Below are 26,212 nucleotides of genomic sequence, written 5' to 3'. Positions count from 1 at the left end.
GGCAAGCCAGACGGGACGCTGCTTAGACCGGAGACCCTATCGTGTCCCAGATCATGCTGGTATCGATGCTGCTGTTTTTTGTATTGACGGTGCCCGTGGCCATTGCTGTGGGGCTGGCCAATATGGTGGGGGTGGCGTGGGACGGGCGTATGACTTTTCTGGTTATCGCCCAGCAGTTGTATGCGGCCTTGGATAAATACCCTCTGGTAGCGGTGCCCTTCTTCATTTTGGCGGGCAACCTGATGGAGGCCGGTGGCATGTCCAACCGCATGGTGGAGTTCGCCAAAAGTCTGGTGGGCGGCGTGCAAGGCGGTTTGGCGTGCAGCTGTGTGCTGACCTGCATGATCTTTGCAGCCGTGGCCGGTTCCAGTGTGGCGACCACATTTGCGGTGGGGGCGATTTTGATTCCGGCGATGGTGCGTCATGGTTACCCGGCACCGTTTGCAGCATCTTTGCAGGCCTCGGCGGCGGAGCTGGGGGTGATCGTGCCGCCCTCCATCCCCATGATTTTGTTTGCGGTGTCCACCGATACCTCGGTAGGCGAGCTGTTTGTGGCCGGCCTTGGTCCCGGCTTGCTGATTGGTTGCGCCCTGATGCTCTATGTCTGGTTGTATGCCCGCCGCCACGGCCTGGGTTTGCAGGATGGGCACGGCCGGCTGGGAGTCTGGACCGCATTTCGCCAGTCCTGGCTGGCCTTGTTGATGCCGGTCATCATTCTTGGCGGCATTTACGGCGGTGTCTTCACGCCCACCGAGGCCTCGGCGGTCGCGGTCGTCTATGCCCTGGTCGTGGGGCTGTTTGTCTACCGCAGCGTGAGCTGGCGGGACCTGTCCAAGGTGCTGCACCGTTCGGTGGTATCGACAGCAGTCATCATGTTTATCATCGCCAATGCGGGTGTGTTTGGCTTTTTGCTGAACCGCACCGGCATCCCGGCCGCTTTCGGGGCGTGGCTGGGGGACGTATTCAGCAGCCCCGTCCTGTTTCTGCTGGGGGTCAATGCCGCTTTGTTTGTCGTGGGCATGTTTATTGAAACCTCAGCCTCCATCGTGGTGCTGGCCCCGTTGCTGCTGCCGGTGGCCATACAGTTTGGTATTGATCCTGCGCACTTTGGCGTGCTCATGGTGGTCAACCTGGCGTTGGGTATGGTGACCCCGCCCTTTGGCGTGAATCTGTTTGCGGCCTGCTCGGTGGCGGGTATTTCCCTGGAAAAGCTGGTGCGGCCCCTGATCCCGTTTGTGCTGGTGGTGGTGGCGTGCTTGATGCTGATCAGCTATGTGCCAGAAGTCAGTTTGTGGGCTCGGGACCTGGTGTACCGTTGATAAATTGTCTGCCTTGTTGAGCATTGTCCATGACGTATTTTGCCCTCTTGCTGGTGCACCTTCTGGCTGCGATTTTTTTTATTGGCACGGTCTTTTTCGAGGTGCTGATGCTGACTCCCCTGGCGCGTCAGGTGTCCCGCCCGGCCATGCGGGAATTTGAGTATGCCTTGGGGCGGCGGGCCCGCCGCATCATGCCCTGGGTTCTGTTACTGCTTTATGGAGCAGGTTTGAGTCTGGCCTGGCAGCATCGGGCCCTGTTTGAGGTGGGTGGCGCCCGTGCCTGGATTCTGGGCTTGAAAATCACCCTGGCGCTCAGCGTATTTGGGCACTTTCTGACGGTCATGGTGATGAGCCGGCGCAAAACCATGACGGCGCGCCGGTCCCGCATTATTCACCTGAGTGTTTTTGTCCACGTTTTATTGATCGTGGTGTTGGCCAAGGCGCTGTTTTACTGGCCGCTTTGAGGCGTGGGGTCAAAACACAGCAGCCCCACGGATTCTTCCTGCAGCTCTTGTCCTTTAGCAGGGTTCTTCAAGGACACGTAGACGCGTCCAGTGCGTGTATCCAGCGCCAGACTGTTGGTGAGTTTGTCGGTGGTGGCAGCGGCCACCGGGCGCAAGGTATCCAAGGAGTAGACGGCCACCCGTCGCTCGCTGCGCTCGGACACGTAGGCCAGGCCCGCCGCCGTATCAAGACGGATTGCCAGCGGATTGCCCTGAACGGGCTGAGCCGCGAGAATCTGCCCGTCCGTGGCATCGAGCATCAACACTTGCTGGCGTGAGCCGCTCCAGTCGCGCTTGGGTAAAAGCCGTTGTTGCCAGGGGGTAATGGAATCCAGCCCTTGGTCAGTTACGTACAGGCGGCCCTGATAGTAGGCCAGATTGATGGGTTGATGCACGCCGGACAGGGTCCAGCGTTCTTGGATACGCAGGGCCCGGGTGTCGATCACCACGATTTCCCCTGCCATGGTGGACACATAGAGTCGCCCGCCTTGCTCATCCAGCGCCAGCCCGGTGGGATAAAAGCCCAGGTCGGGAATACGGGTCTTTAGCGCGAGGTTCCGACTATCCAGCACGAAAAGCACGCTCTGGCCGGCAGACAGGCCGGGGACAAACAGCAGGCCCTGGGACTTGTCCAGAATAAGGCCGCGCAGGTCATGTTCATAGCGCTTGCCATCCGGTCGGAGCTGGCTTAGCTGTACTGTGTGCAGCCTGCGATTGCGCTGTGTATCGATTACGCTGATGCGTCCTTGCAGGGAGTGCCCCACGTACAGACGATTAGCCTGATCGTCCAGAGCCAGTCCGAAGGCGCGATAAGGCAAGAGCAGGCGGCTTTGTTCCTGCAAGGTGGCGGCGTCCAGCTGTACCAGGCTGCTCGGTGGCGCGTCGTCGTTGAAACCACCGGCCACGGCCGCATAGACGGCGTCTTGGCGGGGGCTGTAGGCCAGCTCGTAAACGCCCGGCCCAACGACTGTTTGTACGTGGCTCGTGGTGGGGCTGCACAGGCGCTGGGCCTGTACTGGCAAGGCCAGGGCGCTGCTGGTGGCCAGCAGCGCGAAGATCCAATGGGTTTTCATAGAAACAATCCTTAGTATTGCAGCGTGTAGGTCAGCGCGTAAGTACGCCCTTGGCCGCGGAAATCCAGCACGCTGGGGGCAATGATGCCGCTGTAGATCAGCTTGGCCTGCTGGCCCCACCGTGTTTCATAGGATTTGTTGAACAGGTTTTGAATCCCCAGCGACAGCGTGCCCTTGACCTGTGCGCTGTGATCGAACTGGTAGCGTCCCAGCAGGTCCACCAGGGTCAGACTGGGCAGGGATTCTTGTTGCTGGCCGCCCCCGACACTGGGGATGTCGCTGCGCAGTTTCATCGAGTGGGCTACCTGCGCGCGGACTGCCCAGTTACTGCCCTGCTTGCCGATATAGGCGGTAGCCTTGGAGGGGCTGGAGTAGTAAATGCCGCGCCGCTGCCAGCGGCCGTCTTTCAGCTCTTCATTGCGAATCAGCAGCAGGCTGGCCCCGGTGCTCCAGCCGTGGTTCAGGCGCAGATCCAGTTGCCCTTCCAGACCGTAGTTACGCACTTTGGAGTCCACCAGCGAGATATTCAGCGTGTTGCGGTCCAGGGCGATCGACTTGTCAGATTGCGAATGAAACAGAGCGACCTGGGTAGAGAGCGGGCCATCGTTGTATCGCCAGCCCACTTCGGTGGAGCGGGTTTTGATGGCCGCCATGCTGGAGTCCGCCACGTTGATGTGGCGACCCAGCGCCCAGTGATTGTCGATCAGTGAATAGCTGGCGCCCGTTCCGTAGTACTTGGCGGGGTCTGCCAGCTCGAACCCTTCGGAATAATTGGCCCACACCTGCTGGGCCGGGCTGAGCTTGTAGATCAGACCGGCATTGAACAAGGTCGTGCCGTAGCTGTTGCGCCCGCCTGGAATGGCATCGGCCGACTGTCCGTAGCCGGACAGAACCAGACGTTGTTGTATGCCCTGAACAAAGTCGTCCACCTGCACACGGACGTGTTGCTTGCGCAGCCCGGCGCTCAGACTCAGCTTGTCAGTCAGATGCAGGTCAGCCTGTGCAAAGGCTCCCAGTATGTGATTGCGAAAGCCGGGGTAGCGCGGCAGGCTGGCCACCTTGTCAAACTCCAGCCCCCCACTATCCATCGCCTTGTTGATGTCGAACATGGTCTGGGTGGCCTTGAAGGTTTCGTGATCGTAATCCACGCCATAATTCAGGCTGAAGCGATCCCAGTCCTTGTTGAGCATGGCTTTCAGGCCGAATGTCTCGGTTTCCTGTGTGGACACACTCCAGTTGTAGATGCGTTTGCCGGGGACGAGCGGGTTGGCGTCTGAATCCGGGTAGGGATAAAAACGCATGGACTCATTGCGATAGTAGGCCTTCAGATACAGATCCTGGCCGCCCAGCACATCACCTTTGTAATAGTCGGCCGCCAGAATCTGGCGTTCGGTGCGGGGTTTGTAGTTCGAGTCAAACCCGCTGCGTATATCCAGTTCAGAGGGGTTGAGGATATTGTCGTTGGGACCCGGGCGCAGCCATAGCGCTTTGCCCGGTTTGAAGCCGGAGTCGTAATACTGGGCCAGCAGGCGCAGTTCGCCCGCCTCTTGCAGATCCACATTCAAGGTGCCCATCAGGTCCAGAGACCGGTTCCACTGCAGGTCTGTCTGGGTAATGTCGGGCAGGACACGATCGCCCTGGCTGTCATAGGCGCCGCCATTGCGGGTCAGAGACAAGGCCAAACGCCCTTGAACGGTCTCGTTGCCGCCTTCGACGGACTGCGACAAGGTGGTGTTCAGGTCATCGCCTGCTTGCAGACCGCTTCGTACTCCCAGCTCGGAGACAAATCGTGCCGGACCGGGTTCGGCGCGTTTGGTAATGATATTGATGATCCCGCCTGTGGCATTGCCGCCGTGAATGGCTGTGGCTCCCGACAAGACCTCGATGCGTTCGATATTGAAGGGGTCAATCGAATCAAACTGCCGGCTCAGTTGACGCGAGCCGTTCAGGGAAATGCCGTCGATCATGACCTGCGTGGGTCGGCCCCGCAGGTACTGACCCGCATTGGTGCGGGATTGTCCCCCCAGGTCCAGGCCGGGGATCAGTTGCCCGAGCATTTGCTTCAGGGACACGCCGCCTCGGGTCTGTTCCGCAATCTGCTCTGAGTCAATGACCCAGACGGTGTTGGCTGTCTCATCAATGGATTTTGGGGTGCGCGAGGCGACAACGGTCACTGCGGCCAGTGTTTCCCCTTGCCGGATGGGAGCGTCCTGGGTCTTGGGCTGTGACGGGGCAGTCTGCAAAGTGTAGGAGCCAGCGCCGACTTGACGGGGTGCCAGCCCCGAGCCATTCAGGACGCTTTGCAAAGCCTGGGTAGCGGTGTAGCTGCCGTGTAAAGGAGGTGCCAGGCGGTGCTCGACCAGATCTTGAGTGAAAAAAACTTGTATGCCGGCCTGACTGGCAATCTGGGTTAGCGCGGTGCCTAAGGGCTGGGCGGGCAGATTGAAGTTCAGAGTCTGGGCATGAGCAGCCGTGCTGATGCTGACCACGGTCAGGGCAGCCAAGGGGGTAGAGAGCGTCAGGCGCATGAACAAAGTACCTTGAAAAGGAGGACTGATAGAGCGAAGCCGTTTTAAAACAGCCGTACCCCTACCTCCTTTACAAATAATTACTTTTTGGCGGGCAGCAGCAACAGGCTGCCATCAGCCTGTTGTTGAAGCTCGACCGACCAGACCTTGGGCAGCAGGGTGGGCAGTTGGTCCAGAGCCGCAAGCTGGAAAACGGCGCTGACTCGGCGTTGGGCCAAGGCCGGGTCAGATACCCGCAGGGTTTGAGGCAGATAGGCTTGCAGTTGATGGACGGCTTGTTCCAGAGGCAAATCGTTGATCAGCAGTTGACCGCGTTGCCAGGCCAGCAGCGTGTCGGCCTGCACCGTTTCAATCGGCCCTACTCCGGCAGCATCGACTTGTAGCCGTTCATCCGCCTGCAAGATATGGTTGACGGTCGGCTGATGGGCCTGGTCGCGCACCTGTACCCGCCCCTGCTCTACGGTCACGACAAGAGCGTCGGGCTCGTGTTCAACTGCAAAGCGCGTGCCCAGCACGCGCACTTGCACGGTGCCCGCCTGCACCTGGAAAGGACGCCAGGCTGAGTGGCTGACATCGAAATACGCCCGCCCCTGCTCCAGCTGGATGTCCCGGCTGCGTAGTCGCCAGGTGGCAGACAGGCGGGTGTTGCGGTCCAGGGTGGCGACGGAACCATCGAACAGGGTAAGGCGTTGCTGAGTATGGGCCGTAGTGCTGATCGTTTCGTGCCGCCAGGCCGGGTTCCAGTACCATAGGCCGGTTGCCATCATTGCCAGAACCAGCAGGGCCGAGCCGGCCCGACGTTTCTCTCGTTGTCGTTTACGCTCGCTGGCCTGCCGGGCCAGTTGCTCCAGATCGGGCAACGGAAACTGCTCCCGCAGCGTTGTCTGATGCTGGCTGAGCAGCTCGTCCAAGGGGGAATCAGCGGCGTGATCGTGAGTGGGCGGAACCGGATCAGCGGTGGAATTCATTTAGCAGCGCTCCATGTGGCGACGGCAGTGTTCCATGCCCAACCGTATATGTTTTTCAACGGTTTTGACTGAGATGGCCTGCAGACGAGCGACTTCTGTTTGGCTGATATGGTGAATTTTGTGCAAGATGAACACTTCTTTGCAGCGAGGCGGCAAACTGTGAATCGCTTGCATCAGGTGATTTAATGCCTGACGGGCGCTCACCTGCTGTTCGGGTGTCGCTGCCGGGCATGGGTGGTCTTCGGGACGCAGGTGAACCTCGTGATGGCTGCAGCGACGCTGGTCGCTGCGGTAGCGGTCGATCGCCAGATGGTGCAGGATGCGGCGCAACAAGGCCAGAGGGGAACGGGGTTCGGGGCGCGAAGGGCGCTCTAGCAAACGCAGGCAGGCGTCGTGCAGAACATCTTGCGCAAAATGCTGAGCACCAAAACGTCGGCGTAATTGACCCAGCAGATCCTCGTAGTGTTCACATAAGGCATCGACCAACGCATTGCGCCGATGGTGGGAAGAAGCACGGGGTTTTGTCGGCATGGGCGGAAGATGCCTGCGGGGCAAAAGTAGAGTTGGAATTAGTAAAGCAAATAAAAACGATTCTTATTTTAATATAAGTCGGCTGACCGTCAAAACACGGGTGTATCCGGTGGGTAGGCATCATGAGACGGGACATGAAAAAGGCCTCCCGAGTGGGAGGCCTGGTTGCTGCGGATAAAGCGGGCTGAACAATCAGTCTGCCGTGTTGGCCGCTGTCTTTTTTGCAGCTGTCTTTTTAGCGGCGGTCTTTTTGGCCGCTGTTTTCTTGACGGCGGTCTTTTTCGCGGCTGCTTTGGTCGCCGTTTTCTTGGCCGCCGTTTTGCGGGCCGGTTTCTCGGGCCGCGGCTCGAACTCAAAGCCGATCTTGCCGTCGGCCTGACGAACCAGGAAGGCCTTGAACTTGCGATTGGTGCGCGAGGACACAAAACCATCGAGCAGGTCTGTCTTACCCTCGCCCAGCAATTTGGCCATCTGTTCGCGGGTGATCTCCTGTTGCAAGATCACCTTGCCACTACGGAAATCACAGCTTTTGGATGGGCCAACGGACTTCTCGCACAAGTAGCGCAAACCGTGTTCAAAGACGGAGGACTGGCACTTGGGGCAAGGGCCGACCGGGGTCTGGCCGCTGAAATCCAGCGTTTCGTCGTCTTCGTCGTCGTTCTGGCCAAAGTCGAACTCCAGCTTGTACTCGTCGGTAATGCGCAAGAGTGCCGCAAAGGGACGTCCCATCTTGCTGATGAAGCCGGGCAATGGCCCTAGCTCTTTCTTGGCCAGCAGTTCTTCCACTTCGGGCAGCTCAAAGGTGCGGCCTCCGGGGTGCTTGCCAATCGAAAAATCGCAAGCCGTGCAGGCGTAACGACGGTAATTTTCTTTGACCACGCCGCCACATTTCGGACATGGCGTTTGCAAGGTTGCGTAATCACCAGGAACCGTGTCGCGTTCGTACTCTTTCGCGCGTTTGACAATCACTTGCGTCATTTGCGCGATTTCACGCATGAACACATCGCGGTCCAACTGACGCTGCTCGATCTGCTTGAGCTGGTGCTCCCACTCGCCGGTCAGCTCAGGCGAAGTCAGTTCGCTAACGCCCAGACCGGACAACAAAGTCATCAATTGGCGCGCCTTGGCGCTAGGCACCAGTTCGCGGCCTTCCCGACGCAGATAGGCTTCGTTCAGCAGACCTTCGATAATGGCTGCACGCGTGGCAGGCGTGCCCAGTCCGCGTTCGGACATGGCTTCGCGCAGGGCTTCATCGTCCACCAGCTTGCCGGCGCTTTCCATGGCCGACAACAAGGTCGCTTCCGTAAAGCGTGCGGGCGGCTTGGTGGCCAGGGCCTTGGTGTTCACGTCTTCGGTGCGCACCTTCTCGCCATCGGCAACGGGCACCAGGGACGCATCTTCACCCTGGGCATCGCGACCATAAATAGCCAGCCAGCCCGGTTTGACCAGTACTTTGCCTTCGGTCTTGAAGTGGTGGCCGGACACCTGCGTGATACGCGTGGTGACGCGGAACTCCGCGGCCGGGAAGAACACGGCCAGGAAGCGACGGCTGATCAGCTCATAAATCTTGTGCTCGGCATCACTCAGCTCCCGAGGCACCTGCAAGGTGGGGATGATGGCAAAGTGATCCGAGACCTTCTTGTTGTCAAAGATCCGACGGTTGGGTTTCACCCATTTTTGCTCGACCACTTCCTGGGCGAAGGGCTGTACTGAGGCGCTGGCAGGCGTGCCGCTGTCTGCCAGCGCACGCATGGTCTCTTGCACCGTACTGATATAGTCTTCGGGCAGATAGCGCGAATCGGTACGGGGGTACGTCAGTGCCTTGTGGCGTTCGTACAAGGTCTGTGCCAGGGACAAGGTGGTCTTGGCAGAAAAACCGAAGCGCGAGTTGGCTTCCCGTTGCAGCGAGGTCAAATCAAACAGCGCGGGCGACATCTGCGTGCTGGGCTTGGATTCCTCGGTGACCACACCAGGCTGTTCGCGGCAGGCAGCCACAATCGTTTGAGCCGCGGTCAGGGACCACAGACGCGAGTCTTTTTTCTCGGGGTCGTGCTCGTCCTTGACGAATTTGGGGTCAAACCAGCGGCCCGTGTACAGACCGGCAGCAGCGATAAAGTCTGCGTGTACTTCCCAGTAATCGCGTGACACGAACTGACGAATCCGGTTCTCGCGTTCGTTGACGATAGCCAGCGTGGGAGTTTGCACACGGCCCACAGGGGTTTTGAAGAAACCGCCGTCCTTGCTGTTGAAGGCCGTCATGGCACGAGTGCCATTGATGCCCACCAGCCAGTCGGCCTCGGCACGCGAACGGGCTGCCGCCTCCAGCGGTTTCATGTCCTCGTCGTCACGCAGGTTTTCAAAGGCCTCGCGGATCGCCGATTGAGTCATCGAACGTAACCAAAGCCGTTGCACCGGTTTTTTCGTTCCGGCGTACTGCATAATGTAGCGAAAAATCAGCTCACCCTCGCGTCCCGCGTCACAGGCATTAATTACCGCGGTGACATCTTTCCGCTTGATCAGCTTGACCAGCAGTTTCAGGCGTTCAGTCGATTTTTTGTCGGTAGGGTTGAGCTCAAATTGAGGGGGGATGACGGGTAAATGCGTGAAGCTCCACTTGCCGCGGACCGGATCATTAGGGGCCACCAGGCTCAGCAGATGGCCAATGCTGGAGGCCAGCACGTAGCGATCGCTTTCAAAATAATCACCTTCTCGAGTGAAACCGCCCAATGCCCGCGAGATATCTACGGCGACTGAAGGTTTCTCGGCAATGATTAGTGTTTTATCCATATGATTCCAGTGACAGCAACTGCGCTGCAATGCGCGAAATGATACGAGGTGCTTATCCCTCTATGCAAGTTATGAGACCTGACAAGACTAACGTATGGCCAACGGACTGGCGAGTGTTTCTCACAAAACTCGCCTGGGGCCTGGCTGTTTTGCTGCTCGCCAGCGGACTGGTGACCTGGGTGGCGGCCCATTGGGACGACTGGGGAAATGGTGCCAAATTTGCCTTGGCCCAAGGCGCGGTGCTGGTTTCTGCCGGGCTGGCCTGGCTGTTTCGCCGACGCGCCGGTGGCTGGGGTCATGATCTGGGCGTGCCCGCTGCCCTGACGGGCTTGGCCGCCGTAGCTACGGGCGGCTTGCTGGCGCTGATCGGCCAGACTTATCAGACTGGCGCAGACCCCTGGCAGCTTTTCGCATTGTGGACTGTGCTGATCATACCTTGGGTATTGGCCGTGCGCAGTGTCTTTCTGTCAGTGCTGTTCGTGGTGCTTCTCAATACCGCCCTGTACTTATGGATTGATGTCGCCCGCCTGGACTGGTTCGGTCGGGGGAGCACGACACAGACCTTGCTGGCGCTGGCAGTTAACGCGCTTTTATTGCTGGCAGCCGAGACGATCTGGCGTGCCCGACGTGATCCGTGGCGTATCTTGCCGCGAGTCGCTGGCATTGCCGTGGGTTTTTTCATGGGCATGCAGGTTCTGGAGGGCGATTTCCTGCTGGGACTGATCCTGTTTCTGGCGCTCTACGCTATTTACCATTACCGGCGCCCGGACTTGTTGATCATGTCACTGGCATCGTTCGGCGCGTATGGTGCGTTGAGCATGTTGATTATCGAATATGCCGGGAACGCCTTTTTGTTGATCGTGGTGGTGATTGTGGGCCTGGGTCTGGGCTTGCTGCGTTTCTTGCAGCAACAGGTCATCCATTGGCGGCGCACGCAAGGATCGGTTTGGGCAGCGGACGCTGCGCATGCTGCAAGCACGGTCGCGGGAACGACGGAGACGCGGGTTAAGGCAGCGTTGGGCGTTCAAGCAGATGCTGGTTTGCCGGCTCACGACACGGCTCAGGCTGACTCCATCGCGCTTCAGGATACGGACGAGCACCACCCTTGGTATCTGCGCCTGATCAAGCTGTTTCTTTATTTGCTCTTGCCGCTGCTTGTCCTGCTGTACCTGGCGATTTCTCTGGATCTGAGTCTGGAGGCTCTGGGTGTTCTGGGTGGCATCATGGCCCTGGCTTCGCCCGCGCTTTTTGCCAAGGCTCATACGGTACAGAGTCGGGATCTGGTGGGCGGCTGGGTGGCGTGTGCGCTGCTTTTGCTCAGCGTACCCATTGTCGAGGCGCGCTATCCCTGGCCGCCCGAGATCAGTGCCTTGTTGGCGCTTGTGATCAGCACGGTGTTGTACAGGTTGGCCAAGGGCCAGTTTGTATTGCGCATGCTGCTGGTGCTCTGGGCCTTGGCGGCCATCGAGTTCCTGGTGGTTGAGCGCCTGTTTGAGCGCTGGACGACGCTGCCTTATTGGGTATTGGAGCTGCCTGCTGCCTTGATGTTCTTTGGCGCACTGTTGCTTGGTCACTTCCAGTTGCGTGGTGAACGCAAGCCCCACTTCTGGCTGCCCCTGTTCTGGTCCTTGCTGCTGGTGTCCCAGCTTCATCTGGCCTCGGCCGGCGCACTGTTTTATTCCATGCCCTTTTGGGGCGAGTCACGGCCTTATCTGACCGCGACCGGTTTCCTGCTGGCGATGGCGCCCGTTGCCATCCTGGCATTCTATTGGCGCGCCTGGCGTGAGCAAACGCGGGTCTTTGGCATCGCTTTGCTGGGCGTGGCGGCTTTGTGTGCGGTCTGGACACCCTACCCGCCGCTTGCCCTGGCCCTGAGCTGGATTCTGGTGGCGTATGCCTGGCGCTACCTGAGTCTGCTGGCCGTGGCCGTTGTGATGGGCCTGTTTTGTCTGTGGCGCCTGTATTACATCCTGAACATCAGCTTGTTGGATAAGGCCGAGCTATTGCTGGCCACGGGCTTGGGCTGCGTGGTGTTTGCCTATCTGGGGCAGTTAAGTCGCAAGCCGGCCGGAGCGGGTACCGTGCTTCAGGCTCCTCCCAAAGGCGTGGTGGCCAGCGTGCTGTTGGGGACGGTGCTGGTGCTGGGCGTGGCAAACGTGGCGATTGTGCAAAAGGAACGGATTTTGCGCGATGGTCAGACGGTATTGCTGGAGCTGGCTCCCGTGGACCCGCGCTCCTTGATGCAGGGTGATTACATGTCCCTGAACTTCGCCCTGTCACAAAGCCTGTCAGCCCTTTCCTGGAGTTTGCCCAAAGCGGCACAGGCCAAAATGGATGCCCAGCAGTGGGTTCTGGTGGGGGTACAGCTCGATGAGCACAAGGTGGCTCAACTCAAAGGCGTGTATCTGGATCTGGATGGTCAGGAACGTCTGTGGAATGACGCTGGGCCGGTGGCTGAGCCAGATGAGGTGATGCGCTTGCGCATGCGGCGTCACCGCAATAACTGGACGCCGGGTACCGATGCCTGGTTCTTTGCAGAAGGTTCGGCAGATCGCTTTGACGCAGCCCGCTATGGCGAATTTGCGGTGGTCGAAGATGGCCAGAGCCTGTTGCGTGCAATGCTGGACAAGGACAGGCAGGCTATTCAATAAGTCTGGGCTTATCGGTCGCACGCATGAAGCGGTAGTCGGATTGCCTTTCATCAAGACAATCCGACGTGCCATCAGTCCTTGCATCGGGCTTTTATAGCGACGCTCAAGCCGATGCCCTCGAAGACAGCAAGAACCATCAAAAAGGCCCGAATCCGATCTGGGATCGAATTCGGGCCTGCGTTCTTGAGATGAAGGAAAGGCCTCTTTTGATAGCGGCCATTGCGACAAATAAAAACGAGTTCCTGTGTATTCGCTTAATGGGACTGACGGGTGGAGTCGTCGCTGAGCAGCTCTTCAAAGATCAGATGATCGATTTCGGCTTCGTGGCTCCACAAAACCATCAGGGCGACAATTTTTATTTTGTCCAAAGAGACCGGGCTTTCATCCACCGCCATAGCGCTTTCAATCAGAATTTCGCGCAGGTGGGCGGTCAAGGCGCCGGAATTTTGCAAAAAGGTGATGAAACCCATGGCGTCAGCGCCCAGCACATGTTGTTCGTGCTCGGAAAAAATACGCTGACTGTTGGGGCTGAGTTGAGCGGTAGGCTGACACTGTTGCGAGGTCTCGCCCAGTGCATGTAGCCAGCCCAGTGCGTCGTTGATGTCCTCGTCTTCAAAGCCAATAGCCGCCAGCTTGTGGGCCAGAACCTCCGCCTTGGGACAGGACTGGGGGTTGTAATACGTCTCGAATAGATAAACCAGGATATCAAACATGGATATAAGGTTGCCGTCCTAAGTGATTAAAAAAACTGCGTGATTTCGGTAACCAGTGACCAAACTTTACGCTGATTTGCGGTAGGGGGCAAATGGGGTGTTCAGGGCTTGGGTGGGTTCTGCCGTGAGCAGCAAGGCCGTTTTTTACCGGGTTTTGCTCTGGCAGACGCCCTGTGCGACAGGGCGTCTTCATGATTGAAACATAAATCGATTGTTAGGGTAGAAACTGTCGTTTATTTGAAACCTTGACGCTTGTCCGGCAGCGGGAAACGCTGTGCCCAGGCACGGGTAGCCTGGCTCCAGAATGCGTCCAGCGTGCTAGCCGCAACAGGTGCAAAGCCCAGAAAGGCCCAAACCCGTTGCAGTGTCTCCAAGGGGTGCTCCAGATCGAAGGCCGGGGCATGGTTCTGTTTGGAGAGCTTGCGGCCTTGGCTGTCGCAGGCCAGCGGCACATGCAAGGTGCGCGGGACAGGCAGTCCCAGCATGCCTTGCAGAACGCGCTGGCGTGCCGTGGAACTTAACAGATCTGCACCTCGTACCACATCGGTGATCTGGCTGTCTGCATCATCAATGACCACTACAAACTGATAGGCCCAGAGCTTGTCGGCGCGTTTAATAATGTAGTCCCCGACTTCTTGGGCGACATCTTGCTGCTGCGGCCCGGCCCAGCGATCGGTGAAGCTCTCCACCCCTTTGGGGACGCGCAGCCGCCAGGCGCGGATGCTGCGGCCTGCGGCAATGCCATGTCGGCAGGTGCCTGCATAGGGATGGTCCGTGGCTTCCGGGCTGACAGGGAGGGAAGCGGCCAGAATTTCCTGGCGTGTGCAGGCACAGCCGTAAACCAGATTCTGCTCGCGCAGGCTGTCGAACACCTCCTGATAACGGGCCAGACGCTGACTTTGCCAAACCACCTCGCCGTCCCAGTGCATGCCCAGGCCTTGCAATTGCTGCATGATGAGCTGGTCTGCCCCTTTCACAACGCGTGGCGTGTCTATATCTTCAATGCGCAATAACCAGCGCCCGTTCTGGGCGCGTGCATCCAGGTAGCTGGCCATGGCGGCAACCAGCGAACCCTCGTGCAAGGGACCACTGGGACTAGGCGCAAAGCGACCACAGTAAGGGGTAAGGGGCTGGGCGGTCATGAGTCGTTCTTAACGGCAAGAGCCCCTGGACGGGGGCTCTTGTTAGTGCGACTTTACGCCTATTTTTCCGGCCCGGCAATCCGTCTTGCTCGGGCCTAACGGGGATGGTTTTCAGTTCTCCATCGTGACCAGCTCCGCCCCTTCGGCGACCTGATCGCCCACGGCAAAGAACAGTTCGGCCACGATGCCATCAGCGGGTGCCTGAATGGAGTGCTCCATTTTCATGGCTTCCATGACCAGCAGCACATCGCCTTGCTTGACGCTGTCGCCAGCGCCCACATTCAGGGCAATGATTTTGCCCGGCATGGGGGCAGTCAGGCGTCCGCCGTGCGCTTCCTGGCTGCTGGTGCCGGCGTTGGCCAGGGTATCGACCACGCTCAAGGTCCAGTCCGAACCCCCCTGGGCCACTTGCAGATGCTCGCCATCGCGCAGCACCTGGGCGCGATATTCGGTCTGACCCAGCCACAAGCGCAGCGTCAGGGTATCAGCCAGATCGGCGGCTTGGGCAGCCTGCCAGCGCAAGGCATGCTGTTCGTGGCCCAGCGTGATCTGCCACTGGCTTTCACGACGCTGCAGCAGGATTTCATGCGCTTGCTCGCCCCGTTGCACATGGACCTTCTGGTCGTAATCGCCGCTCAGGCGCCAGCCGTCATGGACGCCCCAGGGGTCCGGGTTGGTGGACGGTGCGCCCATGCCCTGGTGCGTCAGCACCGCGCAGGCGGCGAAAGCCAGCACCGAAGCCGGCACATCCTGATCGCGGGGGAACAGCGCATCGTGACGGCGTGGAATCAGGCCGGTGTCCAGATCGGCCTGGGCAAAGGCTTCATCGCCCAGCAGACGTTGCAGGAAGGTCTTGTTGGTGTGTACACCCGCCACCTGAGTGTCAGCCAGCGTGCGAATCAGGCGACGACGTGCTTGCTCGCGGTCCGCACCATGGGTGATGACCTTGGCAATCATGGGGTCGTAGAACGGGCTGATGACGCTACCCTCACGCACGCCACTGTCGATACGGACCTCACCGCAGGTGAAGGAGGCATGGGCAGGGTATCGCAGGCTGCGCAGCGTACCGATGGAAGGCAGGAAATCCTTATCGGGGTTTTCGGCGTAAATCCGCACTTCGATGGCATGTCCATGGATGCTCAGCGCGTCTTGTTTGGCCGGCAAAGGCTGGCCATCGGCCACGCGCAATTGCCATTCCACCAGATCGTGGCCCGTAATCAGTTCGGTGACGGGGTGTTCCACCTGCAGGCGGGTGTTCATTTCCATGAAGTAAAAACGTCCGTCCTGCTCGGCAATGAACTCCACGGTGCCAGCACCGACGTAGTTCACGGCGCGGGCTGCCGCAATGGCGGCCTCCCCCATGGCCTGACGACGTTCGGGCGTCATGCCGGGAGCGGGGGCTTCTTCAATCACTTTCTGGTGACGGCGCTGCACCGAGCAATCGCGCTCGAATAGATACACGTACTCGCCGTGCTGGTCACCAAAGACCTGGATTTCGATGTGGCGTGGCTTGGTGATGTAGCGTTCAATCAGCACGCGGTCATCGCTAAAGCTGCTGGCGGCTTCGCGCTGGCAAGAGCGCAAGGCCTCCAGGAATGCGCCGGATTCTTCCACAATACGCATGCCTTTGCCGCCACCACCGGCACTGGCCTTGATCAGCACGGGGTAGCCGATATTGTCGGCTTGCTGGTGCAGGAAGTCGGGGTCCTGGTTGTCGCCGTGGTAACCGGGCACCAAAGGCACACCGGCTTTTTCCATCAAGGATTTGGCGGCGGATTTGCTGCCCATGGCGGAAATCGCCTGGGCGGGCGGCCCTACAAAAATAATGCCGGCTTGTTCACAAGCGCGAGCAAAATGCTCGTTCTCGGACAGAAAACCATAGCCAGGGTGGATGGCATTCGCGCCAGTGGCGCGGGCGGCTTCCAGAATGGCGTCGATCTTCAAATAACTGTCGCGTGGCTCGGGGCCACCGATGCGCACAGCTTGATCACAAGCACGGACGTGCTGGGCGTCGGCGTCCGCGTCGGAGTAAACCGCAACGGTACGCATCCCCAGGCGGCGGGCAGTGGCGGCCACCCGGCAGGCAATTTCACCGCGATTGGCTATCAGCAGGGTCTGAAACACAGTGTCTCCTTGTCTTACATGCGGAACACGCCAAAGCGGGTGTCTTCAATAGGGGCGTTCAAGGCGGCGGACAGGCCCAGGGCCAGAACGCGCCGGGTATCCGAGGGTTGGATGATGCCGTCATCCCATAGACGCGCCGTGGCGTAGTAGGGATGGCCTTCATGTTCGTACTGGGCGCGGATCGGGGCCTTGAACGCCTCTTCTTCCTCGGCGCTCCAGGTCTGGCCACGAGCTTCCAGTCCATCACGGCGCACGGTAGCCAGTACGCTGGCAGCCTGCTCACCACCCATGACAGAGATACGGGCATTGGGCCAGAGAAACAGCAGGCGCGGGCTGAAGGCACGGCCACACATGCCGTAGTTACCGGCACCGAAAGAGCCGCCCAGAATCACGGTGAACTTGGGTACGGCAGCCGTGGATACGGCGGTGACCAGTTTGGCGCCGTGGCGGGCAATCCCTTCGTTTTCGTACTTGCGGCCCACCATGAAGCCGGTAATGTTCTGCAGGAACACCAAAGGTGTCTTGCGCTGGCAGCACAGTTCAATGAAGTGGGCGCCTTTCTGGGCCGCTTCCGAGAACAGAATGCCGTTGTTGGCGATGATGCCCACGGGCATGCCGTGGATATGGGCAAAGCCGGTCACCAGCGTGGTGCCAAAGCGGGCTTTGAATTCATCAAAGTCCGAGTCATCCACGATGCGGGCGATCACTTCGCGCACATCGTAGGGCTTGCGGGTATCGGCGGGGATGATGCCGTTCAGCTCTTGCGGGTCGTAGCGCGGTTCGCGCACTTCTTTCAGCGGCCAGGGTAGTTTTTTCTCGCGGTTCAGGCGGCCGACACAGCGGCGTGCCAGTTCCAGCGCATGCAGATCGTTCTCGGCCAGATGGTCGGCCACGCCGGACAGACGGGTGTGCACATCGCCACCACCCAGGTCTTCGGCGCTGACTTCTTCACCGGTTGCGGCTTTGACCAGTGGCGGCCCACCCAGGAAGATGGTGCCCTGGTCGCGCACGATGATGGACTCATCGCTCATGGCCGGCACGTAGGCACCGCCAGCGGTACATGAACCCATCACGACAGCAATCTGCGCAATGCCCTGGGCCGACATATTGGCCTGGTTGTAGAAGATGCGGCCAAAGTGGTCCCGATCCGGGAATACGTCTTCCTGATTGGGCAGGTTGGCCCCGCCCGAGTCCACCAGATATACGCAAGGCAGATTGTTCTGTTGGGCAATTTCCTGGGCACGCAAATGCTTCTTCACAGTCAGCGGATAGTAGGTCCCGCCCTTGACCGTAGCGTCGTTGCAGACCACCACGCATTCAATGCCGGCAATGCGGCCAATGCCCGTGATGATGCCCGCGCCAGGAGACTCGTTGTTATAGACATCCTGGGCAGCCAGAGGCGAGAGCTCCAGAAAAGGCGTACCGGGATCAAGCAGACGTTCGACGCGTTCGCGCGGCAGCAGCTTGCCGCGTCCCACATGGCGTTGCCGGGCGGATTCGGACCCACCCAAGGCGGTTTTCTGTAGCTTTTGGCGCAGATCAAGGATCAGGGCCTGCATGATCGAGGCGTTGTCCTGAAAGTCTTGGGAACGCGGATTGATGCGGGATTCAATAACTGACATGGCGTGCCTGGAAAGAGAACAGAGAAAAGCCCATAAAATCAGCCGGGCCGCAGCCCGGCTGATGAGCTTGCTTTAGACCAGCTCGACGGCCAGCGCGACGGCTTCGCCGCCGCCAATGCACAGCGAGGCAATGCCGCGCTTGCCGCCTGTTTTACGCAGGGCGCCAATCAGGGTGGCCAGCAGGCGCGCACCCGATGCCCCGATGGGGTGACCCAGGGCCGTGGCGCCACCGTGGATATTGACCTTGTCGTGCGGGATGTTCAGCTCTTTCATGGCGGCCATGGTGACCACGGCAAAGGCTTCGTTGATCTCGAACAGATCTACATCAGCCACGCTCCAGCCGGTTTTATCCAGCAGCTTCTGGATGGCGGCTACGGGTGCAGTCGTGAACCAGGCGGGCTCCTGAGCGTGCTGGGTGTGAGCCACAATACGCGCCAGTGGCGTGGCGCCCAGTTCCTTGGCTTTCTCTTCGGTGGTGATCACCATGGCGGCGGCACCGTCCGAAATGGACGAGGCGTTGGCCGCGGTAATCGTGCCATCTTTTTTGAAGGCGGGACGCAGCGTGGGGATCTTTTCGGGCATGGCTTTGGTGGGGGCCTCGTCCTTGGCAATGACTACATCGCCTTTGCGGCCCGCAATCGTTACCGGAGCGATTTCCCAGTCAAAACTGCCGTCTTCGCTGGCCTGACGAGCGCGGCGCAGCGATTCCAGTGCATAGGCATCCTGCTCTTCGCGGCTGAACTCGTACTTGCTGGCGCAGTCTTCCGCAAACACACCCATGGCGGTACCACGGCTGTACGCGTCTTCCAGTCCATCCATGGCCATATGGTCATACACGGTGGAATGGCCGTAGCGGTAGCCCTGGCGGCCCTTGAGCAGCAGATAAGGGGCATTGCTCATGCTTTCCTGGCCCCCAGCCACGACGACGTCCACGCTGCCAGCCTTGAGCAGGTCGTGGGCAAACATGGCCGCTTTCAGGCCGGAACCGCAAACCTTGTGGATGGTGGTGCAAGCCACGCCCTGGGGCAGACCGGCCCCCAGGGCCGCCTGGCGCGCAGGGGCCTGGCCCTGACCAGCTTGCAGCACGTTACCCATGATCACTTCGTCGATCTGGTCGGCCTGGATGCCCGAGCGCTCCACGGCCGCCTTGATGGCGACCGCGCCCAGTTCGTGAGCGGCCAGATCGGACAGACTACCCATCATGCCGCCCATCGGGGTGCGGGCGATCGAGACGATGACAACGGAATTAGTCATGAAAGACTCCTGGTTGCAAAGAGGAGACCGGTGCGCGCTTGGCAAACTCGTGCAGCTGCCGATCTTTGTTATACGGAAAAATATTTTCGATCCGACCTTGCGTTACCCGCAAGCGACATTGAGACCACCATTCAGGCTCCAGCAATTCTGCATGGTGGGCCATGAAGGCTTTGCGAATGCGTGGGTCGGTCAATAGAAAGTAGCCGAATTCTTCGGGAAATACATCGTTTGGGCCAATCGGATACCAAGGTTCGCTCGCCATTTCGGCTTCTTCGTTCGGTGCGGGCGGAATGGCGCGGAAATTCATCTCGCGCATATGCTGGATTTCGTCGTAGTCATAAAAGACGACGCGGCCCAGACGGGTCACCCCAAAGTTCTTGAACAACATGTCGCCGGGGAAAATGTCGGCGGCCGCCAGCTCGCGGATTGCCTTGCCGTACTGGTCGACAGCGGCGTTCAGGGCAGGATCGCTGGCCTTGTTCAGGTACAGGTTCAGGGGAGTCATGCGCCGTTCGATATAGACGTGGCGCAGCAAGATGGTGTCTTCGGACTCTTCCAGCAGGCTGGGCACTTCGCGCCGCAACTCTTCCAGCAAGGCTTGTGAAAAGCGGGCCTTGGGCAAGGCAACCTGCGCGTAATCCCAGGTGTCAGCCATGCGCCCGACACGATCATGCTTTTTGACCAGCTGGTATTTGCTGCGCACCGTGGCATGATCCATGCCCTGCTTTTGAATGCGGTCGCGAATCAGCTTGAAGACATAAGGGTAAGACGGCAGCGTAAAGACGGTCATCACCATACCGGCAATACCGGGAGCCAGATCAAAGTGATCGTGCGAGTGCGACAGGTGGTGCAGAAAGTCGCGGTAGAACAGCGTCTTGCCCTGCTTTTGCAGACCGATGGCGGTATAAAGCTCGGCCTTGGGCTTGCGTGGCAGCAGGCTGGACAGGAAGTCCACATAGGCCGACGGGGCTTCCATATCGACCAGGAAGTAGGCGCGCGTAAAGCTGAACAGCGTGGACAGGTCGTCAGTGGTGTGCAGCAAGGCGTCGATGTACAAATGTCCGGAGGGGCGATGCAAAATGGCCAGCGAAAAAGGCAGCACTTCGCCTTGATTGATCAGGCGGCCCACCACATAGGCCCCCTTGTTGCGAAAGAACAGGGAGTTCAGCACCTGAATCTGGCAGTCTGAGCCAATGCGCGAACCATAGCCCCGTGGCAGACGGCGACACAGCTGACGCACCGCCATGCGAGCCAGCGTGCGCACATCGCGTGGCAGGTCGGCAAAGGGGGCGGCCAGACCGAAGTCGGCCAGCATACTGGTTAGACTGGCTTCCAGACCTTCTTCGGTGGGGTAATAGACCCGATACGAAGGCAGCGCGCCGTCCAGATAATCCGTGGCAACGGCTGGGCGCACGAAAATGAATTCGTTGCGAAAGTAGTGCCGATGCAAGACGCGGCAGGAGACGGAGTTAAAGAACGTCTCGGCGCATTCCGGCTGTCGGTGACCCGAGAGCAGGCGTACAAACTCTGCCTTGGCCTGTAGCCACAATTGCTGCTGGGCCTCGTCCAGGTGGGCCGGTGCCGACGGTGTCGGTTGATGCAGACGCAGATTCTGGCTGAGCATGGCCGCGCACTCGCGCACTCGCGTGGCGTAATACTCGATACGCTCACGGGACAGTTGCTGGATGCCATGCCAGTCCCCCGATTCGTACAAGGACTTGGCGCGCTGGGCGCTATAGCGAAACAGCGCATAGTGGCGATTGAAACCATCCAGCATGGCCTGAGCGACCTGGGTCGCGGTCATCGCCGGTTTTTGAACCGGAGTGATGACCGTGGTTTCGCCAAAATCAGGGTTGGACATGCCTCTGCCTTTTTAGGCGGTTTCAGCGAACAGTTCGCGGCCGATCAGCATGCGGCGGATTTCACTGGTGCCCGCGCCGATCTCGTACAGCTTGGCATCGCGCCACAGGCGGCCTGTGGGGAATTCGTTGATGTAGCCGTTGCCGCCCAGAATCTGGATGCCTTCGCCGGCCATCCAGGTGGCTTTTTCAGCGCTGTACAGGATGGCGGCCGCGCAGTCTTTACGCACGGAGCGCACGTGAGCGGCGCCCAGACGATCCAGGTTCTTGCCCACGGCATAGCACAGGGCGCGGCTGGCTTGAAGGGTGGTGTACATATCGGCCACCTTGCCTTGAATCAGTTGAAATTCGCCAATGGCCTGGCCGAATTGCTTGCGGTCGTGGATGTAGGGAATGACGACGTCCATGACGGCTTGCATGATGCCCAGCGGGCCACCGGCCAGTACGGCGCGTTCGTAGTCCAGGCCGGACATCAGCACTTTGACGCCGCCATTGAGCTGGCCCAACACGTTTTCTTCAGGCACTTCACAGTCCTGGAACACCAGTTCGCCCGTGTGGCTGCCGCGCATGCCTAGTTTGTCCAGCTTCTGGGCGACGGAAAAACCGGCAAAATCCTTTTCGATCAGAAAGGCGGTAATGCCGCGTGCGCCGGCTTGCGGGTCCGTTTTGGCGTACACCACCAGGGTGTCAGCGTCCGGACCGTTGGTAATCCACATTTTGGAGCCATTGAGCACGTAGCGATCGCCTTTCTTTTCGGCGCGCAGCTTCATGCTGACCACGTCCGAACCAGCACCGGGCTCACTCATGGCCAGGGCACCGATATGCTCGCCGCTGATCAGTTTGGGCAGGTATTTCTGCTTCTGGGCTTCTGTCCCGTTGCGGTTGATCTGGTTCACACAGAGGTTGGAGTGCGCGCCGTAGGACAGGGCTACCGAGGCGCTGGCACGGGAGATTTCCTCCATCGCGATCATGTGGGCCAGATAACCCAGGTTCGCACCACCGTATTCTTCGCTGACGGTCATGCCCAGCAAACCCATCTCACCGAACTTCTTCCACAAGTGCATGGGGAACTGGTCATCGTGATCCAGTTGAGCCGCTAAGGGGGCAATTTCGGCCTGGGAGAAGTCGGCGACAGCGTCGCGCAGCATGTCCAGGTCGGAGCCAAGATCGAAATTCAGGCCGGGCAGGCTCATGAGACACTCCGTGGAAATAAATGGGTTGTAGAATCCTATTTATATTACGTTTACGTAAACGTCATATATATGGGTTTTCCCTTATCGGGATTCCTGCTTTAACTGTTCACTCATGGTGTGACAGATGTCGAGCTGATCCTGAATTTCCTGCAAGGTCTGATCCAGGTCCTGCCGCTGCCGCTCCAGGCGCAGGCGATGCTCGTTTAGCACTTCCTGATAATGCTTAAGCTGCGAAGCGGTGTCCATCGGGGATTCATACATATTGATCAGCCGCAGGATCTCCGATAACTGCAGTCCCAGCCGTTTGCCGCGCAGGGCCAGCTTCAGGCGGGCACGATCGCGGGGCTGATAAATGCGCTGGGTACCTTGGCGCAGCGGGCTCAAGATTCCTTGGTCTTCATAGAAACGCAGGGTTCGGGGCGTAATGCCGAACTCATGCGCCAGATCCGATATTGTCCAGGTTGTCGTTGTCATTTTTAGTGTGATTTACGTAAACGTAAACTATCATGCCATAGAGCCAGGGTGCGAACCAGGGTCTGTGAGGCTTCTTTTACGCTTAACAGGCCCTAGCCTTTTAGTATGGACAGCCCTTACGTCTTGCAAGAGCTATTCATTGGAGTGAGCATGAATCCTAACGAACAAAAATTGAATTATCCCTGGGCAGATACCCTGCCCCCACCGGGTGGCAGCCTGGAGGTCGCACCGGGGGTGCGCTGGTTGCGCATGCCTTTGCCCTTTGCGCTGGATCACATCAATCTGTGGCTGTTGCGCGACCAGATCGAGGGTCGCGACGGTTGGACTATTGTGGACTGTGGTGTCGCCCGCCCTGAAGTGCGCGCGCTGTGGGAACAGGTTTTTCAGCATGAACTGGACGGTTTGCCTGTCCTGCGCGTGATCGTGACTCATATGCACCCTGACCACATTGGCTTGGCCGACTGGTTATGCCAGCGTTGGAATGCTCCTTTGTGGATCAGCATGACCGATTACGCCACGGCTCGCTTGTGGTCGGGTGCGGGTGGACGACAGACGGGTGCGGAAGCGGGCGGCCCGAATGGTGTGGCGGCAGAGGCGCATTTTGTCCGTCACGGTCTGCAAGATGAGAAAGCCCGTGAGCAGATTCGCAGCCGGGGCGATTACTACCCTTCGATGGTGCCTTCAGTGCCCGAGCGTTTTGTGCGCTTGATGGATGGTCAGCGTGTGGTGATCGCCGGTCGCCCCTGGCGTTTGATCGTGGGTTACGGCCATGCGCCCGAGCATATGTCCTTGTACTGCGAAGCGCTGAAGGTGCTGATCTCCGGTGACATGCTCTTGCCGCGTATCTCCACCAATATCAGCGTGTTCGATACCGAGCCATTTGCCAATCCTTTGCCCTTGTACCTGAATTCCTTGCTGTCTTATCAGGATCTGGCCGCGGATACCCTGGTGCTGCCCTCACATGGCAAACCTTTCCGTGGCATGCATGAGCGCATTCGTCAGCAGCAGGAACATCATGCCGAGCGACTGGAAGAGGTCCTGCAAGCGTGTGACCAGCCCTGTACGGCAGCCGACATCTTGCCGGTGCTGTTTCATCGCAAGCTCGATTCGCATCAGATGACTTTTGCCATGGGCGAGGCCATTGCTCACTTGCACGCCTTGTACTTTGACGGCCGTTTGTGTCGCCAGATGGGCGAGGACGGGGTGTACCGCTTCCAGCGCACATGAAGAACGAGTCCGCTCCTTAATAAGGACCGGCAATATAGTGATTGAAAGCAGGGGCGACCCGCTCTGTCGGCCTGTGGTAGCGTAGAGTTTTTCTTGCTACCGCTTGCCGACACTATGAGTTCTGATCTCGCCCTGGACACCGCCCTGCAACATACTGGTCTGGCACCGTTCGATCCGCACACGGATGCGGCGCCGGTAGCCGTACCGATCATGCGCACCAGTACGGTGCGCTTTCGCAATCTGGATGCTTTGGACCGCGCTCAGGCTGACAAGGCAGATCCAGAAAAACGCTCGGTCACCTATGGGCGCTCGGGCATGGATACCCACGCCGCCCTGGAGCAGGTGTTCTGTCAGCTTGAGTCTGCCACCCAGGCCTTGCTGGCGCCCTCGGGCATGGCGGCCATTACCCTGGCTTTGCTGGCCTTGCTGGATTCGGGCGATCATGTGCTGATTGCGGACAGCGCCTATGGTCCGGTCCGCTATCTGGAAAAGACGGTGCTGCGTCGCATGGGCATACAGGCCACGTTCTGCGCGCCGACCCCTGAGGAAATGGAACGCCATCTGCAAGCCAACACCCGCATGGTGTACGTGGAATCGCCTGGTTCCCTGCTCATGCAGATGCTGGATATGCCCGCCTTGGCCGCGTTTGGACGCCAGCACAATTTGTTGCTGGTCACGGACAATACGTGGGGCTCGGGTTATATCTACCGTCCGCTGGCGTTGGGCTTTGATGTCTCCATCGTGGCGGGAACCAAGTATGTGGCAGGTCACTCCGACCTGATGCTGGGCGCGGTCATGTCGGCCGATCCGCAACTGAACAAGCGCTTGCACGACAACCATTATGCTCTGGGGTTTTCCATCAGTGCGGACGATGCCTGGCTGGCCTTGCGGGGCGCGCGCACCCTGCCCATCCGCATGCGTGAAAGTGCTGCCAATGCGCTGGCCGTGTGCCAGTTTCTTGACAGTCGTCCTGAAGTCACTCGGATCTATCACCCTGCCTGGCCTCACGACCCCGGCCATGCTTTGTGGCAGCGAGACTGTACGGGCTCCAACGGGATGTTGTCGGTCCAACTGGCACTGAACCCTGTGCAGGCGCGTGTGTTTGTGGATGCCCTGACATTGTTCGGTATCGGCTTTTCCTGGGGCGGCTTTGAAAGTCTGGTGCAACTGGTGGATACGGCATTCCTGAGCGGCCACACGTATTGGGAACACAGTCAGGACAGTTTGGTGCGTTTGCATATTGGGCTGGAGTCGCCCAAGGATTTGTGCGCGGATCTGACGCAGGCTTTTGAGCAGGCCGCGCAGGGTTGAGGCTAGCTGACACGGGATAAAGCAGACAGGCGCGCCCGCTGGGTGGGACGTTGCGTGCATGGGGCGGCCGACTTGTCGGACAAATGGCGGTCAGCGCCGTGGCGGCTTATGGACGCGGTATGGCCAGACCCGCGGTCACAGCGATAAAAACGGCAACGGCCCTCAAGATCGGAATGTATTCCGTCTTGAGGGCCGTTGCTGCTATGGCGTGCCCAGCGTGCTGATTAGCGGCTGGTGACCATTTTCACCAGCTCCTGGGCCTTGGTGATGCTTTCGTCGTAGCCATTGGCCAAGGAAGGCGACGTCACGAATTTGCCCCCCACAGCCAGGCTAGGTGTGCCCTGAATCTGGTAGGTATTGGACAGTTCATTGGCTTTGTTGGCCTTGGTCTGGACGCCAAAGGAGTTGAAGGTCTGCTCGAAGCGATCCTTGTCCACACCTTGCTTGGCCACCCAGGCCGAGATGGTTTTGGCATCGAAGATGCGTTCACGTTTTTGGTGAATCGCATCAAACACCTTGGGGTGCAGGTCCAGGCGGTCCATGGCCTCCAGGGTGTAGTAGAGCTTTTGCAGGTCGGTCATGCCGGCATTGAAGGCAACCGGCACACGGCGCAGCACGACATTGTCAGGCAGGGTCTTGGCCCAGGCTTCAACCTTGGGTTCGAGGATGGCGCAATGTGGGCAGCTGTAGGAGAAAAACTCCAGCACTTCGGTTTTGCCGACGCTGTCCGAGGGCTGAGCCGCAGGCAGGGTAACGTAGCCTTGGTTGGCTTGTTGAGCCAGCGCGCTGGTGGTGGGCAGCAAGCTTGCCCCGGCCAACAGACTGGCACCGACCAGGGATCGTACAAACAATGCGTTCAGCTTCATGAATCAATTTCCTTAAGGGGGAAGATGAGGTCTATGACCTGTGCAAGGGAGGAAAAGTTCACCTCGG

The 26,212-nt window shown here is 59.2% G+C and carries 19 protein-coding genes; 5 read left to right on the top strand and 14 right to left on the bottom strand.

Going from position 1 to position 26,212, the window contains the following annotated elements; translation table 11 throughout:
* The first annotated feature begins 41 nt into the window (after positions 1 to 41).
* Entirely contained in the window at positions 42 to 1,319 is a 1,278-nt protein-coding gene (locus V6936_RS14565; RefSeq protein WP_003800573.1) for a TRAP transporter large permease, read from the top strand.
* A gap of 29 nt (positions 1,320 to 1,348) precedes the next feature.
* Positions 1,349 to 1,783: a CopD family copper resistance protein gene (locus tag V6936_RS14560; protein ID WP_003800572.1), complete on the top strand. Its 435-nt coding sequence runs from the start codon at positions 1,349 to 1,351 to the stop codon at positions 1,781 to 1,783.
* Here V6936_RS14560 and V6936_RS14555 read toward each other — a convergent pair.
* From V6936_RS14555 to V6936_RS14535, 5 genes are all read right to left on the bottom strand, one after another.
* The gene (locus tag V6936_RS14555) at positions 1,768 to 2,895 is read right to left on the bottom strand and encodes a YncE family protein (RefSeq protein WP_301606337.1); all 1,128 of its coding nucleotides are present in this window, start codon (positions 2,893 to 2,895) and stop codon (positions 1,768 to 1,770) included. The genes V6936_RS14560 and V6936_RS14555 overlap by 16 nt on opposite strands.
* Before the next feature lie 11 nt (positions 2,896 to 2,906).
* Complete coding sequence (locus V6936_RS14550) at positions 2,907 to 5,423, bottom strand: TonB-dependent siderophore receptor (protein WP_301606339.1); 2,517 nt, start codon at positions 5,421 to 5,423, stop codon at positions 2,907 to 2,909.
* An 80-nt stretch (positions 5,424 to 5,503) separates the two neighbouring features.
* Positions 5,504 to 6,391: a FecR family protein gene (locus V6936_RS14545; RefSeq protein ID WP_059318388.1), complete on the bottom strand. Its 888-nt coding sequence runs from the start codon at positions 6,389 to 6,391 to the stop codon at positions 5,504 to 5,506.
* The gene (locus V6936_RS14540) at positions 6,392 to 6,922 is read right to left on the bottom strand and encodes an RNA polymerase sigma factor (protein ID WP_131071143.1); all 531 of its coding nucleotides are present in this window, start codon (positions 6,920 to 6,922) and stop codon (positions 6,392 to 6,394) included.
* Between the two features lie 192 nt (positions 6,923 to 7,114).
* The gene (locus V6936_RS14535; RefSeq protein WP_003800563.1) at positions 7,115 to 9,709 is read right to left on the bottom strand and encodes a DNA topoisomerase III; all 2,595 of its coding nucleotides are present in this window, start codon (positions 9,707 to 9,709) and stop codon (positions 7,115 to 7,117) included.
* A 113-nt stretch (positions 9,710 to 9,822) separates the two neighbouring features.
* On the opposite strand from V6936_RS14535, the gene V6936_RS14530 reads away from it, so the two are divergent.
* The gene (locus V6936_RS14530; protein WP_059318386.1) at positions 9,823 to 12,360 is read left to right on the top strand and encodes a GDYXXLXY domain-containing protein; all 2,538 of its coding nucleotides are present in this window, start codon (positions 9,823 to 9,825) and stop codon (positions 12,358 to 12,360) included.
* Positions 12,361 to 12,614: 254 nt separating this feature from the next.
* Here the strand turns inward: V6936_RS14530 and V6936_RS14525 are convergent, their stop codons facing one another.
* The 8 genes from V6936_RS14525 to V6936_RS14490 all read right to left on the bottom strand — a co-directional run bounded on the left by V6936_RS14525 (position 12,615) and on the right by V6936_RS14490 (position 22,741).
* The gene (locus V6936_RS14525; RefSeq protein ID WP_003800559.1) at positions 12,615 to 13,073 is read right to left on the bottom strand and encodes a DUF494 family protein; all 459 of its coding nucleotides are present in this window, start codon (positions 13,071 to 13,073) and stop codon (positions 12,615 to 12,617) included.
* 233 nt (positions 13,074 to 13,306) lie between these two features.
* Positions 13,307 to 14,215, bottom strand: coding sequence for a tRNA glutamyl-Q(34) synthetase GluQRS (gene gluQRS / locus V6936_RS14520; protein WP_003800558.1), 909 nt, complete (start codon positions 14,213 to 14,215; stop codon positions 13,307 to 13,309).
* A gap of 111 nt (positions 14,216 to 14,326) precedes the next feature.
* Positions 14,327 to 16,339, bottom strand: a complete 2,013-nt coding sequence (locus tag V6936_RS14515; RefSeq protein WP_336580029.1) for an acetyl/propionyl/methylcrotonyl-CoA carboxylase subunit alpha — start codon at positions 16,337 to 16,339, stop codon at positions 14,327 to 14,329.
* A 14-nt stretch (positions 16,340 to 16,353) separates the two neighbouring features.
* Positions 16,354 to 17,961, bottom strand: a complete 1,608-nt coding sequence (locus tag V6936_RS14510) for a carboxyl transferase domain-containing protein (RefSeq protein ID WP_003800553.1) — start codon at positions 17,959 to 17,961, stop codon at positions 16,354 to 16,356.
* A gap of 72 nt (positions 17,962 to 18,033) precedes the next feature.
* A complete protein-coding gene (locus V6936_RS14505; protein WP_003800551.1) occupies positions 18,034 to 19,215 on the bottom strand; it encodes an acetyl-CoA C-acyltransferase in 1,182 nt (393 codons plus the stop codon).
* Positions 19,208 to 21,019 (bottom strand): bifunctional isocitrate dehydrogenase kinase/phosphatase, encoded by a 1,812-nt coding sequence (gene aceK / locus V6936_RS14500; RefSeq protein WP_230406346.1) that lies wholly within the window; start codon positions 21,017 to 21,019, stop codon positions 19,208 to 19,210. Before aceK ends, V6936_RS14505 begins: the two co-directional genes overlap by 8 nt.
* 69 nt (positions 21,020 to 21,088) lie before the next feature.
* Positions 21,089 to 22,267 carry an isovaleryl-CoA dehydrogenase gene (locus V6936_RS14495; protein ID WP_003800548.1) on the bottom strand — a complete coding sequence of 393 codons (1,179 nt, stop codon included), beginning with the start codon at positions 22,265 to 22,267 and terminating at the stop codon, positions 21,089 to 21,091.
* 81 nt (positions 22,268 to 22,348) lie between these two features.
* Positions 22,349 to 22,741: a MerR family transcriptional regulator gene (locus V6936_RS14490; protein WP_003800546.1), complete on the bottom strand. Its 393-nt coding sequence runs from the start codon at positions 22,739 to 22,741 to the stop codon at positions 22,349 to 22,351.
* A gap of 150 nt (positions 22,742 to 22,891) precedes the next feature.
* Here V6936_RS14490 and V6936_RS14485 point away from each other — a divergent pair, with 150 nt between their 5' ends.
* Both V6936_RS14485 and metC read left to right on the top strand, forming a co-directional pair.
* Complete coding sequence (locus V6936_RS14485) at positions 22,892 to 23,968, top strand: MBL fold metallo-hydrolase (protein ID WP_059318446.1); 1,077 nt, start codon at positions 22,892 to 22,894, stop codon at positions 23,966 to 23,968.
* A gap of 114 nt (positions 23,969 to 24,082) precedes the next feature.
* Positions 24,083 to 25,279, top strand: coding sequence for a cystathionine beta-lyase (metC, locus tag V6936_RS14480; RefSeq protein ID WP_003800543.1), 1,197 nt, complete (start codon positions 24,083 to 24,085; stop codon positions 25,277 to 25,279).
* A 224-nt stretch (positions 25,280 to 25,503) separates the two neighbouring features.
* Here metC and V6936_RS14475 read toward each other — a convergent pair whose 3' ends face one another.
* Entirely contained in the window at positions 25,504 to 26,145 is a 642-nt protein-coding gene (locus V6936_RS14475; RefSeq protein ID WP_003800541.1) for a thiol:disulfide interchange protein DsbA/DsbL, read from the bottom strand.
* Positions 26,146 to 26,212: the final 67 nt, after the last annotated feature.

It is taken from the genome of Alcaligenes sp. CHO6 (assembly GCF_037120595.1).
GTDB classification, from domain to species: Bacteria; Pseudomonadota; Gammaproteobacteria; order Burkholderiales; family Burkholderiaceae_B; genus Alcaligenes; species Alcaligenes ammonioxydans.
Note: the sequence above shows the minus strand (reverse complement) of the source record. Positions and strands in the feature narration are given on the sequence as shown.

Coding starts and splice junctions, on each gene's coding strand:
- V6936_RS14560 (WP_003800572.1), top strand. CDS start 1,349: ATGACGTATTTTGCCCTCTTGCTGGTGCACCTTCTGGCTGCGATTTTT.
- V6936_RS14535 (WP_003800563.1), bottom strand. CDS start 9,709: ATGGATAAAACACTAATCATTGCCGAGAAACCTTCAGTCGCCGTAGAT.
- V6936_RS14540 (WP_131071143.1), bottom strand. CDS start 6,922: ATGCCGACAAAACCCCGTGCTTCTTCCCACCATCGGCGCAATGCGTTG.
- V6936_RS14490 (WP_003800546.1), bottom strand. CDS start 22,741: ATGACAACGACAACCTGGACAATATCGGATCTGGCGCATGAGTTCGGC.
- V6936_RS14555 (WP_301606337.1), bottom strand. CDS start 2,895: ATGAAAACCCATTGGATCTTCGCGCTGCTGGCCACCAGCAGCGCCCTG.
- V6936_RS14550 (WP_301606339.1), bottom strand. CDS start 5,423: ATGCGCCTGACGCTCTCTACCCCCTTGGCTGCCCTGACCGTGGTCAGC.
- V6936_RS14525 (WP_003800559.1), bottom strand. CDS start 13,073: ATGTTTGATATCCTGGTTTATCTATTCGAGACGTATTACAACCCCCAG.
- V6936_RS14485 (WP_059318446.1), top strand. CDS start 22,892: ATGAATCCTAACGAACAAAAATTGAATTATCCCTGGGCAGATACCCTG.
- aceK (WP_230406346.1), bottom strand. CDS start 21,019: ATGACCGCGACCCAGGTCGCTCAGGCCATGCTGGATGGTTTCAATCGC.
- V6936_RS14495 (WP_003800548.1), bottom strand. CDS start 22,267: ATGAGCCTGCCCGGCCTGAATTTCGATCTTGGCTCCGACCTGGACATG.
- V6936_RS14475 (WP_003800541.1), bottom strand. CDS start 26,145: ATGAAGCTGAACGCATTGTTTGTACGATCCCTGGTCGGTGCCAGTCTG.
- V6936_RS14510 (WP_003800553.1), bottom strand. CDS start 17,961: ATGTCAGTTATTGAATCCCGCATCAATCCGCGTTCCCAAGACTTTCAG.
- gluQRS (WP_003800558.1), bottom strand. CDS start 14,215: ATGACCGCCCAGCCCCTTACCCCTTACTGTGGTCGCTTTGCGCCTAGT.
- metC (WP_003800543.1), top strand. CDS start 24,083: ATGAGTTCTGATCTCGCCCTGGACACCGCCCTGCAACATACTGGTCTG.
- V6936_RS14545 (WP_059318388.1), bottom strand. CDS start 6,391: ATGAATTCCACCGCTGATCCGGTTCCGCCCACTCACGATCACGCCGCT.
- V6936_RS14505 (WP_003800551.1), bottom strand. CDS start 19,215: ATGACTAATTCCGTTGTCATCGTCTCGATCGCCCGCACCCCGATGGGC.